The organism is Plantibacter sp. Mn2098, from assembly GCF_049319745.1.
In the GTDB taxonomy this organism is placed as follows: domain Bacteria; phylum Actinomycetota; class Actinomycetes; order Actinomycetales; family Microbacteriaceae; genus Plantibacter.
This window is the reverse complement of record NZ_JBMOUH010000001.1, coordinates 450,067-462,777: the sequence shown is the minus strand read 5'-3', so window position 1 is coordinate 462,777 and position 12,711 is coordinate 450,067. Positions and strand designations below refer to the sequence as shown.

Below are 12,711 nucleotides of genomic sequence, written 5' to 3'. Positions count from 1 at the left end.
TCGGTGTTGCATGGCTGCAAGGCCGCGCTTGCGGCGCCGGGTCGGCATCGCGTCGCCACGATCTGAAACGACACTGGTCGCCAGCGTTTTGTAGGTGGCCAACCCTGTCTCCGCGACATTTTTGTCGGTGTGCACCAAAGGACGGCACCCGAGGGGCAATAAGCTAGGGAACTGTGTCTGTTATCTCGAAGGTCCTGATCGCCAATCGCGGCGAGATCGCCGTCCGCGTCATCCGTGCTGCACGAGACAGTGGCATCACCTCGGTCGCGGTCTACGCCGACCAGGATCGCGATGCCCTCCACGCCCGCCTCGCAGACGAGGCCTACGCGCTGGACGGGACCACGAGCGCGGAGACGTACCTCGTCATCGACAAGATCCTCTCGGTCGCCCGCCGCTCGGGCGCCGACGCCGTGCACCCGGGATACGGCTTCCTCGCCGAGAACGCGGACTTCGCCCGCGCCGTCATCGGCGCAGGACTCATCTGGATCGGCCCCTCGCCGGAGGCCATCGAGCGCCTCGGCGACAAGGTGTCGGCACGCCACGTCGCTGAGAAGGTCGGCGCGCCGCTCGCGCCAGGCACCATCAACCCGGTCTCGGGCGCAGAGGAAGTCCTCGACTTCGTCGACATCCACGGGCTGCCCGTCGCCATCAAGGCGGCGTTCGGCGGCGGCGGACGCGGTCTGAAGGTCGCCCGCACCCGCGAGGAGATCCCGGAGCTGTTCGAGTCGGCGACCCGTGAGGCCATCGCGGCCTTCGGTCGAGGCGAGTGCTTCGTCGAGAAGTACCTCGACCAGCCGCGGCACGTCGAGACCCAGTGCCTCGCGGACGAGCACGGCAACGTCGTTGTGGTGTCCACGCGCGACTGCTCGCTGCAGCGTCGCCACCAGAAGCTCGTCGAGGAAGCGCCCGCGCCGTTCCTCACGGATGAGCAGAACACGGAGCTGTACCGGGCATCGAAGGCCATCCTCAAGGAGGTCGGCTACGTCGGCGCCGGAACGTGCGAGTTCCTCATCGGCAAGGACGGCACGGTCTCCTTCCTCGAGGTCAACACCCGTCTGCAGGTAGAGCACCCCGTGTCGGAGGAGGTCACCGGCATCGACCTCGTCCGCGAGCAGTTCCGCCTCGCAGAGGGCGGCGTCCTCGACTACGACGACCCGAAGCCGACCGGTCACTCCTTCGAGTTCCGCATCAACGGTGAGGACCCTGGGCGCGGGTTCCTGCCGCAGCCGGGCCCCATCCACGTCTTCAAGACCTTCGGCGGTCCTGGCGTCCGTCTCGACTCGGGTGTCACGGCCGGGGACGTCATCTCCGGCGCATTCGACTCGCTGCTCGGGAAGATCATCGTGACGGGCCGCACCCGCGAGGAGGCGCTCGAGCGCAGCCGTCGCGCCCTCGACGAGTTCGAGGTGTCCGGTCTGCCGACCGTCATCCCGTTCCACCGGAAGATCGTGCGCGACCCCGCCTTCACCGCCGAGAACGGCCAGTTCGGTGTGTACACGCGCTGGATCGAGACCGAGTTCGTGAACGACATCGAGCCGTGGAACGGTTCCATCGAGGAGCAGGCGCCTGCCGCTGAGCGTTCCCGTGTCGTCGTCGAGGTCGGTGGCAAGCGTCTCGAGGTGAGCCTCCCCGGTGGTCAGCTGGGCGGCACCTCGCGCGCTGCCGCTCCGGTTCCGCACCGTCGTGGTGGCGGCAGCGGTGCTGTTTCGACGACCACGGGCGATTCGGTGACGGCTCCGATGCAGGCGACGATCGTGAAGATCGCCGTCGCCGAGGGTGAGCAGGTCGTCAAGGGCGATCTCGTCATCGTCCTCGAGGCCATGAAGATGGAGCAGCCGATCACGGCGCACAAGGATGGCACCGTCGGCGCGATCAACGCCGTCGTCGGTTCCACGGTGTCCTCCGGCCACCAGCTCCTGACGATCGCCTAGCCCGCCCCTCGCCCCTCCGCCCTCCTCCCTCCTCCCCGCTCCTGACCTACTTACAGAATTCAGGAAGATTTTCGCAATTCAGGACGATGTGATGCTTCAACCGCGCAAATCGTCCTGAGTTCTGTCAACCGTCCTGAATTCTGAAAATGCCGACGCGCACGTCAGCGGATGACGAGGGCACGCATGACGCAGCTGAGGCAGAAGTCCCACTCCTCCATCACCTGGCGATAGCTGAGTCGCACCACGATGTAGCCGGCCGCAACCAACAACGCGTCGCGGCGGCGATCATTCTCGAATCGCTCCGGCGAAGAATGGTAGGCGTAGCCATCGATCTCCACGATGACACGGTCGCCGACGAGCAAATCCACCCGCCCGACACCGGCGATGAACACTTGCTGCTGCACATCAAGGCCACACGCTCGCAGTCGCTGCTTCACGAGCGACTCGACACCAGACCCGGACCCGAGGCACACCTGGCGCAAGACCTCCTGCACAGATTCGGGCAGGCTGTCCCGCAATCGCTCGATTTCTGCGGGCGAGACCTTCCTCGAGTCGAGCGCAGTGTCCCATGCTGCGATCGCCGTTTCGTCGTCAGCACACATGGCGATCTCACGGAGTGACTGCGCCAATGGCACACGCCAGCACGGTGCGGACCCATGCACGAGCGGACGATCATCGATGCCCCAATGCAGTTGGATGCGGCCGGCTACGGTATCCGGCTGGAGTTCGTCAGATCCGTTGAAGCGCACCGTTCGTGTCCGGAGACGACAGGCGTTTCGGGGCACGGATACATGGACTCTCGTGTCCGTGCCAGCCCAAATGCCGTGTGAGGCGGCAGCGGATAGGCAACCGAGCGCGCCGCCGACTCTGACGGCCGCGATCGCGTCCGGGGCCGCATCGAGAAGCGCGTAGTACCCCTGTCTGACTCGTGCGACGGCACCGGTACGGACTGCGGCCGTGAGCTGGTATCCCGTGAACCCGTGCCGCATGAGTTGTCGACGAGTCGCGATGCCGCCGAAGCGGTGAAGTGTTTCGATGAGTCCATTCATGCAGTTCAGGCTGCGGCCCCTGGCTTCGCCACGGAGCAAGATCCGAAATCTGTGGACAGTTCGGGCGATTCGCACCCCTGTGGAGGACTCCGGCCCCGCGCTATCTGCTTTCAGAATTCAGGAACGTTGAGCGAATTCAGGACGATTCCGCGCGGTTTTCGCCCAAATCATCCTGCATTCTGAAAATCTTCCTGAATTGTGGAAGAGAAATGCTCCTACTGCACGATGTGCATTGCTCGGGCGGCGTCGGTGATCGAGCCGGTGAGCGACGGGTAGACCGTGAAGGCACGCGCCACCTGATCGACGTTCAGGCGCTGCTCGACCGCGAGGGCGAGCGGGAAGATGAGCTCACTCGCCTTCGGTGCGACGATGACGCCTCCGATGACGGTCCCGCTGCCGGTGCGCGCGAACAGCTTCACAAAACCGTCCTTGATGCCCATCATCTTGGCCCGCGGGTTCTGCGCGAGCGGAAGCTTGTAGATCTCGCCCTGCGCGATGCCGTCCTCGATCTGCTTCTGCGTCCACCCGACGGTCGCGATCTCGGGCTGCGTGAAGATGTTCGCGGCCACGTTGCGGATCTCGGTCGGGTTCACGGCGTCGCCCATCGCGTGCAGCATCGCCGTTCGGCCCTGCATCGACGCGACCGATGCGAGCGGCATAAACGTCGTGCAGTCACCGGCGGCGTAGATGTTGGGGACGCTCGTGCGCGCGACACGGTTGACCCGGATGTGCCCGGACTCCGTGAGCTGCACGCCGGCCTCCTCCAGCCCGATCCCGGCCGTGTTGGGGATGGATCCGACCGCCATCAGACAGTGCGAACCCTCGATGCGGCGACCGTCGGAGAGCGTCGCGACGACACCGTCCTCCGTGCGCTCCACCGAGTCAGCGCGGGACTTCGACAGCACGGTCATGCCGTTGCGCTTGAACACGTTCTCGATCACGGCGGCGGCGTCGGCGTCCTCGCCGGGGAGGACCTGGTCGCGGCTGGAGATGAGCGTGACCTTCGAGCCGAGGGCCGTGTACGCGGATGCGAACTCCGCCCCGGTGACACCGGAACCGACGACGATGAGGTGCTCGGGCACCGAGGTCAGGTTGTACAGCTGCGTCCAGGTGAGGATGCGCTCCCCGTCCGGCAGCGCCGACGGCAGCTGGCGCGGGCTTGCACCCACCGAAACGACGACCGTGTCCGCCTCGATGCGGTCGAAGTCGGTCCCGCCGGACGCATCCGTGGACACGATGACGCCGTTCGTCCCATCCAGTCGGCCCTGACCGCTCACGATGCGGACGCCGGCGCGGACGAGTCCGGCGCGCATGTCCTCGGACTGCTGGCGGGCGAGCCCGAGCAGGCGCTTGTTGACGGCTGCGAGGTTGACGGCGACCTCCGGCCGCATGGGCTTGCCGGTCGATTCCGAGCGCACGAAGAACTGCACGCCGAGATCTGCCGCCTCGCCGATGGCGCCGACGGCGTCGGCCGTCGCGATGAGGCTCTTGGACGGCACGACGTCCGTGATGACCGCGGAACCGCCGACCCCTGTCCGCTCGATGAGCGTGACATCGGCACCCAGCTGGGCACCGGCGAGAGCCGCCTCGTACCCGCCTGGTCCGCCTCCGAGGATCGCTACTCGTTGCTTGCGTTCGAACTCGTTGGCCATAGCTCCATTGTTCCCCACCGGGGCACCCGCACCAAACCGGCCGACGCCCCACGATCGGGTGAACATCGGATATCGCATTCCCCGGTCAGGCGGGCGATCGAGCGCTGACGGAACCGCTGGAGAACGGTGACGGCACGGCGGCCGCACGGCAACGACACGGCGGGCGGCCGGCGACCGAACCGGGACGCAGCAGCGGCACAGCATGAACCGATGCGAAGGGCGACACCGCCCTCCTCCGCTCCCCCGGGCGGAGCATCGTCCCACCACCCGACACCGCGATGTCCACGCCCGAATCTGTTGGGCGCGAGGCCCTTCGATGCCTAGAGTAAGAGGATGTCTGAAACCCCAGCGAACCCACTCGACCTGACCGACGTCGACCCCTTCGAGATCGCCCAAGAAGCGGCCGGCCAGATCGCCGAGAAGACCGGCATCGATCAACACGACTTCGCCCTCACCCTCGGCAGCGGTTGGGGGAAGGCGGCCGATCTCATCGGCGAGACCACCGCCACCATCCCCGCGACCGAGATCGTCGGCTTCTCGAAGCCGGCACTCGACGGCCACGTCGGCACGCTCCGATCGGTCCTCCTCCCCAACGGCAAGCGCGCCCTCGTGATCGGCGCCCGCACCCACTACTACGAGAACCACGGCGTCCGTCGGGTTGTGCACAGCGTCCGCACCGCGGCGGCCGCCGGTGCGAAGGTCATGATCCTGACCAACGGCGCCGGTGGCATCAAGGAGCACTGGAAGCCGGGCACGCCCGTCCTCATCAGCGACCACATCAACCTCACCGCGGACTCCCCGCTCGAGGGTGCGACGTTCATCGACCTGACCGATCTCTATGCGACGAGGCTCCGCGACATCGCGAAGTCCATCGCACCTGAGCTTGACGAGGGCGTCTACACCCAGTTCCGCGGCCCCCACTACGAGACCCCCGCCGAGGTCCAGATGGCCAAGGCGATCGGCGGCGACATCGTCGGCATGTCCACGGCGCTCGAAGCGATCGCCGCACGCCAGGCCGGTATGGAGGTCCTCGGGATGTCGCTCATCACGAACCTCGCGGCCGGGATCCAGAAGACCCCGCTGAGTCACGCAGAGGTCATCGAGGCCGGTCAGGCCGCCGAGGGCGTGATCGGGGAGCTCCTCGCGAAGATCGTCGCGGCCCTGTGAGCGCGGACGCCGACGCCGGCTTGACCGGCACCGAAGCCGAAGCCACTGCCGCAGCCGCCTCTGCCGCTGCCGCTGCCGCCGCCTCCGATTCCGCGGATGCGGCCCTCATCGAGGCGGCGAACGCCTGGCTCGCTCAGGATCCGGACGCGGAGACGCGCGCTGAGCTGACGGCCCTCGTCGAGGCTGCATCCGATGGCGACGCCAACGCCGTCGCCGACCTCCACGACCGCTTCGATTCGCGTCTGCAGTTCGGCACGGCCGGCCTCCGCGGACGCATCGAGGCCGGTTCGAACCGGATGAACCGCGTCCTCGTCGCCCAGGCGGCTGCCGGCCTCGCCGCGTATCTGTTGGAGCAGGAGGCGTCGCCGAGCATCGTCATCGGGTATGACGGCCGCAAGAACTCGCAGGTGTTCGCGACCGACACCGCGGCGATCATGGCCGGCGCCGGCGTGCGTGCGATCATCCTTCCGCGGCTCCTGCCGACACCTGTGCTCGCGTTCGCCGTCCGTCATCTCGACGTGTCGGCCGGCGTGATGGTCACGGCCAGCCACAATCCGCCGCAGGACAACGGCTACAAGGTCTACCTCGGCGGCGAGCACCACGGCTCGCAGATCGTCTCCCCGGCCGATGCGGCAATCGCGGCGCACATCGAACGGGTGGCGGCCGAAGGTCGTGTGCAGGACCTGCCGCGGAGCACGGCGTACGACGTCGCTCCCGAGTCGGTGCTCGACGCCTACATCGAGGCCACAGCCGCCGTGGCGCCGGCTCCGACCGGCGAGCAGCTGCGCGTCGTCTACACGGCGATGCACGGCGTCGGATGGGAGACCACGAACCGCGTCCTGCACACGGCCGGCTATCCGATGCCGACGCTCGTCGCGGACCAGATCCAGCCGGATCCGACCTTCCGCACCGTCAGCTTCCCGAACCCGGAGGAGCCAGGCGCGCTCGACCTGTCCTACGCGACCGCTCGGGAGGCCGGGGCCGACCTCATCATCGCGAACGACCCGGACGCCGACCGACTGGCGATCGCGATCCCGGACGCATCCACCGCGGACGGGTACCGCAGGCTCACGGGCAACGAAGTCGGCCTGCTGCTCGGCTGGCAGGCCGCCAAGGCCGCCGTCGAGCGCGCCGCCGGCGATGCCGCGCCTGAGGGTGTGCTCGCCTGCTCGATCGTGTCGTCGCCCGCGCTGCGGGTGGTCGCCGAGGCGCACGGCTTGGAGTTCCGGGAGACACTCACCGGGTTCAAGTGGATCTCGCGCGCGCCCGGCATCGTCTTCGGATTCGAAGAGGCGCTCGGGTACCTCGTGAACCCGACGACGGTCCGCGACAAGGACGGGATCTCCGCCGCGGTCGCGTTCCTCGGGTTCGCGACGGCTGCCGCCCAGCGCGGCGAGGACGTCGCAGCGCTGCTCGCGGAGTTCTCGGCGACGTTCGGCTCGTTCGGGAGCGACCAGATCTCGATCCGCTACGAGCGCCTGTCCCGCATCGGCGAGGTCATGGCGTTGCTGCGGCAGACGCCTCCGGCGGTCATCGCCGGGACGAAGGTCACGAGCATCGACGACCTCTCCGGCGGGTTCGAGGACCTGCCGGCGAGCGACGTGCTCCGGCTCTGGCTGGACGACGGCACGCGGGTGATGATCCGGCCGAGCGGCACCGAGCCGAAGCTCAAGATCTACGTCGACGTGCAGTCGACCGATGGCGATGCGGCGGCTCGGGCGGCATCGGTCGCGGACCGTCTCGCCGTCCTGCGCGGTGAACTCACGGCGCTCGTCGCCTGACGCCGGCCCGCGCGCTTCCAGAACCGCCAGGACAGCCAGATCCGACAGCTCGCGAGCTGTCGGTTCTGGCTGTTCTCAGCCCGGCAGAGCAGCCACGAGTGACAGTTCGCGGGCTAGCCGAGGGCGATCTCGAGCTTTTCGGTGAGCTCGGTCAGATCGAAGTAGTTGTTGATGACGATGACGTCGGCGAAGGTCTTGCCGATGCGGTCGACGAGCTCCGGCGACGTCAAGATGATCTGCGCGTCTGCCGCGACGACGGCGACGTTCGCCACGTCCGACGCCGTCACATCGGCCTCGATGTCGAGTCGTTCGAGCGCGCGTTCCGCGTTGAGCTTCAAGATGGCCGATGTGCCGACTCCGGCTCCGCAGATGGCCACGATCTTCATGATGCCGCCTCCAGCGGGGTGCTTCCGTTGCCGGCGCCGATGACGGAACGGACGTCCGCGACGGTCTGAGCATTGATGAGCCGCGGGATCGCGGTCGGGTCGTTGAACACGTTCGCGATCTCGGCGACCCAGGCCACATGGCCCTCGGCCGTGGTCACCGCGAGACCGAGGACAACGGACACCGGGTCGTTGTGCGGGTGGCCGAACGCGACCGGCTCGGCGAGCGTGACGACCGCGAGGGCATCCCGGAGCACATCGGCTCCCGGTCTGGCGTGGGCGAGGGCGAGCCCGGGTGCGATGACGACATAGGCGCCGAAATCGTCGATGACCTCGATCATCCTGGCGGTGTAGCCGGCGTCGGTCGCTCCGGTGGCCTGCAGGGCGTCACCAGCGAGTGTCACCGCCGCTCGCCAATCGCGCGCGTCGGCGCGGAGGACGATGGCTGAATCGGTCAGCTCTGGCAGGGGCATCGGTGTCACTCGCAGTTGTCGGTGGACGGTCTGATCCGACCGTCTCAAGCGTAGCCCGTCGTCCCTGACAACCGAGTGGAAACCGGGGCGCGCCTGGATGGCGGCGGGCGGCGACGATGGTGTCATCGCCGCCGCCCGTCGTCGTCGATCAGGCGTCGTCGATCAGGCGTCGTCGATCAGCCTTCGTCGATCTCCGCGAGGAACGCGTCCTCGAACGCGTCGGAGATGCGGTCTGCCAGTTCTTCGCGGACTTCGAGCGGCTGGAAGACGGCCGCCGCCGCGTTCAGCTGGAAGGTCTCCAGGTCGGCGAGCTCGTAGTCGAAGGTCTCGGCAAGGAGGGTGAGTTCCTTGGTGAGGCTCGTGTCGCTCATCGTCCGGTTGTCGACGTTCACGGTCACGTTGAAGCCGAGCTGGTACAGCAGGTCGAACGGGTGGTCGCCGAGCTCCGTGCCCCACTCGGTGATCGCGCCGGTCTGCAGGTTGGACTGCGGGCTCAGTTCGAGCGGGATCTCGCGGTCGCGGACCCATTCAGCGACCGGACCGAGCGTCGCGTAGAGGGCGTCGTCGCGGTCACGCTCGAGGGTGACGTCCTCGGCGATGCGGACACCGTGTCCGAGGCGCAGTGCACGGCCGTCGAACAGGGCGCTCTTGATCGACTCGAGGCCGTCCGCCTCCCCCGCGTGCACGGTGACCGGGAAGAACGAGCTCGCGAGGTAGTCGAACGCGAGACGGTGCTTGCTGGCGGGGAAGCCGAGTTCGGCACCGGCGATGTCGAAGCCGGCGACGCCGCGATCGCGGTGGCGGACGGCGAGTTCGGCGATCTCGAGGCTGCGGTCCGCGTGGCGCATGGCCGTCACGAGCTGGCCGATCTGGATGTCGTGGCCGCCGCGTGCCGCGTCCTCGATGCCCTCGTTGATGCCGGCCTGGACGGCCTCCACGACGGCGTCGAGCGAGAGGCCGCGCGTGAGGTGCTGCTCGGGCGCCCAGCGGACTTCGCCGTAGATGACGCCGTCGGCGGCGAGGTCCTGCACGAATTCACGCGCGACGCGGGCGAGGCCCTCCTCCGTCTGCATGATCTCGATGGTGAGGTCGAAGGTCTTGAGGTACTCGACGAGCGAGCCGGCGTTGCACTGCGCGTAGAACCATTCGGCGAGGCCGTCGGCGTCTGCGACGGGGACCTCGATGCCGAGGGGCTCGGCGAGTTCGAGGATCGTGGCGGGGCGCACGCCACCGTCGAGGTGGTCGTGGAGGGAGATCTTGGGGAGGGTCCGGAGGTCGATGCCGGACAGGGGGTTCTCGTCAGCTGTAGTCACGATGTTCACTGTATCGCGCGTGCCGACGGCTGTCCCGTGCACGTTTGTGAACGCCGGTCAGTGTCCGCTTCCGCAGCGGTCCGCAACGACCCGGGACAGCCCGCGAGGGGAGGCACTTTGTCGTCCGGACGCGGGCTGGGCGACAATTTGCCTCCCCTCGCGAACCGTGATGGGTAGCTCACAGGGGCGAGGGACCGTTGCAGGGAGGCGGAATCTGTGGATAACTCCCTGCGGATGCCGAGAGCGGGCGACCATCGGACATGAACTTTCGAACCCCGCTCCCCTCGTCCTTCTCCGCGCCGATGACCGTTGCTGACGCACAGCGACTCGGCGTCACCCCCGGGCAGCTGCGCAATCCATCACTCGGCCGGCCGTTCCACGGTGTGCGATCACCGCCCGACTGCGAACCCACGATCCGCACGCTCGCATCCGCCTACCGACCGCTGCTCCCGGAGGGCGGCGTGTTCAGCCACACGACGGCGGCGATGCTGCATGACATGCCTCTCCCGGCATACGCACGCAGGACGGCGCTTCATGTGACGAGTCCAGCCGAGATCCGCGCACGGGAGGGCAACGGGGTGCACGGACACCACCTGGCGCTCAGCGCCGACGAGATGGTCCTGATCAATGGCCTCCCCTGCACCTCGGCGGCACGGACCTGGTGTGATCTCGCGCCGCTGCTCGGCTTCCTCGATCTGGTCGCCGCCGGTGATCGGCTCCTCTGGTACGAGTGTCCGATGGTCGAGAAGTCGACGCTCGTGCGCGCCGTCGACCAGGCGGCGGGGCGACGAGGCGTCGTGGCGCTCCGGGCTGCGCTGCCGATGCTCAGCAACCGCTCGCAGTCGCCCAAAGAGAGTCGTACCCGGCTCATCATCGAGAACAGTCGGCTTCCGGCGATTGCAGCGAACATCGAGATCGGGATCGCCCGGACCGGCCGGCTGTTGCGCGTCGATCTCGGGTTCGAGCGGTTCAGACTGGCGCTCGAGTACGAGGGCGACCACCACCGGACTGATCGCGGGCAGTGGCGAAAAGACATCCGTCGCGTCGAGGATCTCGCCGAGGAGGGCTGGGAGACGATGCGCATCACGGATGACGACCTGGCAGACGAGCATGAACTCGTCGAGCGCATCGCCCGTCGCCTCACAGCCCGAGCATGGTCGGACCCGTGGTCGACGAGATGAGGCACGTTGCCCTTCAGCGCCCAAAAACGCACGCGAGGGTGTTGGTGTCAGCCGATGCGCGCCGCGATGAGCGGACGTGCGGCCGGCGCTTCGTCGCCGATCTCCCAGGCGCCCTCGAGCGACTCGAGCGCCCGCGGGAAGCGCGCCTCGTCATCGGCGGAGAGCGTGAAGAGCGGCTGACCGGCCGTGACCCGATCCCCCGGTTTGGCGTGCAGGTCGATACCGGCGGCGTGGATCACAGGATCCTGCTGACGGGCTCGGCCGGCGCCGAGGCGCCAGGCGGCGATGCCGAACGGCAGCGCCTCCTGCTTCGTCAGCACGCCGTCGCGCTCGGCCGTGACCGTGTGCGTCTCCCGGGCGACGGGCAGTGCCGCATCTGGGTCGCCGTCCTGCGCGATGATCATCCGGCGCCACACGTCCATGGCGCGGCCGTCGGACAGCGCCGCCTCGACGTCCGCATCCGGCTGTCCGGCGTGCGCGAGCATCTCCCGTGCGAGCGCGAGCGTCAGCTCGACGACGTCGGACGGGCCGCCACCTGCGAGGACCTCGACCGATTCGCGCACCTCGTTGGCATTGCCGATCGCGAGCCCGAGCGGCACGTTCATGTCGGTCAGCAGCGCCGTCGTCGCAACACCGGCGTCCTTCCCCAGCTCCACCATCGTCCGCGCCAGTTCCTCGGCACGGTCGTAGTCCCGCATAAACGCACCGGAGCCGAACTTCACGTCCAGGACGAGCGCGCCCGTCCCCTCCGCGATCTTCTTCGACATGATGCTCGATGCGATGAGCGGGATGGCTTCGACGGTGCCGGTCGTGTCGCGCAGCGCGTACAAGCGCTTGTCCGCCGGCGCCAGACCGGATCCCGCGGCGCAGATGACGGCGCCGACGTCGGCGAGCTGCGCCATCATCTCGTCGTTGCTGATCGCCGCCCGCCACCCCGGGATGCTCTCCAGCTTGTCGAGTGTGCCTCCCGTGTGACCGAGGCCACGACCGGAGAGCTGCGGGACGGCGACGCCGAACGCGGCGACGAGCGGGGCGAGCGGCAGGGTGATCTTGTCGCCGACGCCTCCCGTGGAGTGCTTGTCCGAGGTGGGCTTGTCGAGCGAGGCGAAGCTCATGCGCTCCCCGCTCGCGATCATCGCGAGGGTGAGGTCGCGGATCTCGCGACGGTCCATGCCGTTCAGCAGGATCGCCATCGCGAGTGCCGACATCTGCTCGTCCGCCACGTAGCCGCGTGTGAACGCATCGATCAGCCAGTCGATCTCGGCGGTCGACAGCTGGCCGCGGTCGCGTTTGGTGCGGATGAGGTCGACGGTGTCGAAGGCTTCGACGGCGCTCATGCGTGGTACTCCTCGAGGGTGCGCGGTCCGAACGCGTCCGGCAGGACCTCGTCGATCGTGCGGATGCCGGACACCGTGTCGAGCAGCATGCCCTCTGCGGAGTGCTCGAAGAGCAGCTGTCGGCATCGACCACACGGCATCAGCGCATCGCCCTTGCCGTCGACGCACACGAACGCGACGAGACGACCGCCGCCCGTCATGTGGAGCGAGGAGACGAGTGAGCACTCTGCGCACAGGGTCAGGCCGTAGCTGGCGTTCTCCACGTTGGCGCCGGCGATGATGCGTCCGTCGTCGACGAGGGCCGCGACGCCGACGGGGAACTTGCTGTACGGCACGTACGCGTGCGTCGCGGCCTCGTTGGCCGTCGTGTGCAGGAGGTCCCAGTCGATGGAACGCCCGTCGACGGTCTGAGAGCCAGCAGCTGCATTGGTGCTGTCGGTCATC

11 protein-coding genes and 1 pseudogene are annotated in these 12,711 nt (G+C 68.0%); 4 read left to right on the top strand and 8 right to left on the bottom strand.

Going from position 1 to position 12,711, the window contains the following annotated elements; all coding sequences use genetic code 11:
* Positions 1-173: 173 nt before the first annotated feature.
* Positions 174-1,931: a biotin carboxylase N-terminal domain-containing protein gene (locus ACL9RL_RS02035; RefSeq protein WP_422778540.1), complete on the top strand. Its 1,758-nt coding sequence runs from the start codon at positions 174-176 to the stop codon at positions 1,929-1,931.
* 161 nt (positions 1,932-2,092) lie between these two features.
* Here the strand turns inward: ACL9RL_RS02035 and ACL9RL_RS02030 are convergent, their stop codons facing one another.
* The 3 genes and pseudogenes from ACL9RL_RS02030 to ACL9RL_RS02020 form a co-directional block, all read right to left on the bottom strand.
* Positions 2,093-2,680: an endonuclease domain-containing protein gene (locus tag ACL9RL_RS02030; protein WP_422778694.1), complete on the bottom strand. Its 588-nt coding sequence runs from the start codon at positions 2,678-2,680 to the stop codon at positions 2,093-2,095.
* A gap of 165 nt (positions 2,681-2,845) precedes the next feature.
* A pseudogene (locus tag ACL9RL_RS02025) lies at positions 2,846-2,980 on the bottom strand (type IV toxin-antitoxin system AbiEi family antitoxin domain-containing protein); the annotation flags it as partial.
* A 215-nt stretch (positions 2,981-3,195) separates the two neighbouring features.
* Positions 3,196-4,632, bottom strand: coding sequence for an NAD(P)H-quinone dehydrogenase (locus tag ACL9RL_RS02020; RefSeq protein WP_422778539.1), 1,437 nt, complete (start codon positions 4,630-4,632; stop codon positions 3,196-3,198).
* Positions 4,633-4,965: 333 nt separating this feature from the next.
* Between ACL9RL_RS02020 and ACL9RL_RS02015 the strand changes: the two genes are divergently transcribed.
* Together ACL9RL_RS02015 and ACL9RL_RS02010 are read left to right on the top strand one after the other, a co-directional pair.
* The gene (locus ACL9RL_RS02015; RefSeq protein WP_422778538.1) at positions 4,966-5,799 is read left to right on the top strand and encodes a purine-nucleoside phosphorylase; all 834 of its coding nucleotides are present in this window, start codon (positions 4,966-4,968) and stop codon (positions 5,797-5,799) included.
* A 107-nt stretch (positions 5,800-5,906) separates the two neighbouring features.
* Entirely contained in the window at positions 5,907-7,580 is a 1,674-nt protein-coding gene (locus ACL9RL_RS02010; RefSeq protein WP_422778693.1) for a phospho-sugar mutase, read from the top strand.
* A 113-nt stretch (positions 7,581-7,693) separates the two neighbouring features.
* On the opposite strand, the gene ACL9RL_RS02005 is transcribed toward ACL9RL_RS02010, so the two are convergent.
* The 3 genes from ACL9RL_RS02005 to ACL9RL_RS01995 form a co-directional block, all read right to left on the bottom strand.
* Positions 7,694-7,966, bottom strand: a complete 273-nt coding sequence (locus ACL9RL_RS02005; protein ID WP_422778537.1) for a PTS sugar transporter subunit IIB — start codon at positions 7,964-7,966, stop codon at positions 7,694-7,696.
* On the bottom strand, positions 7,963-8,436 hold the full coding sequence (locus ACL9RL_RS02000; RefSeq protein ID WP_422778536.1) for a PTS sugar transporter subunit IIA: 474 nt from the start codon (positions 8,434-8,436) through the stop codon (positions 7,963-7,965). The genes ACL9RL_RS02005 and ACL9RL_RS02000 overlap by 4 nt, the downstream gene beginning before the upstream one ends.
* Positions 8,437-8,612: 176 nt before the next feature.
* Positions 8,613-9,749 carry an adenosine deaminase gene (locus tag ACL9RL_RS01995; RefSeq protein ID WP_422778535.1) on the bottom strand — a complete coding sequence of 379 codons (1,137 nt, stop codon included), beginning with the start codon at positions 9,747-9,749 and terminating at the stop codon, positions 8,613-8,615.
* 260 nt (positions 9,750-10,009) lie between these two features.
* Here ACL9RL_RS01995 and ACL9RL_RS01990 point away from each other — a divergent pair, with 260 nt between their 5' ends.
* Positions 10,010-10,930 carry an endonuclease domain-containing protein gene (locus ACL9RL_RS01990; protein ID WP_422778534.1) on the top strand — a complete coding sequence of 307 codons (921 nt, stop codon included), beginning with the start codon at positions 10,010-10,012 and terminating at the stop codon, positions 10,928-10,930.
* 47 nt (positions 10,931-10,977) lie between these two features.
* Here the strand turns inward: ACL9RL_RS01990 and ACL9RL_RS01985 are convergent, their stop codons facing one another.
* Positions 10,978-12,267 (bottom strand): thymidine phosphorylase, encoded by a 1,290-nt coding sequence (locus tag ACL9RL_RS01985; RefSeq protein WP_422778533.1) that lies wholly within the window; start codon positions 12,265-12,267, stop codon positions 10,978-10,980.
* A complete protein-coding gene (locus ACL9RL_RS01980) occupies positions 12,264-12,710 on the bottom strand; it encodes a cytidine deaminase (protein WP_422778532.1) in 447 nt (148 codons plus the stop codon). The genes ACL9RL_RS01985 and ACL9RL_RS01980 overlap by 4 nt, the downstream gene beginning before the upstream one ends.
* Between the last annotated feature and the right edge of the window lies 1 nt (position 12,711).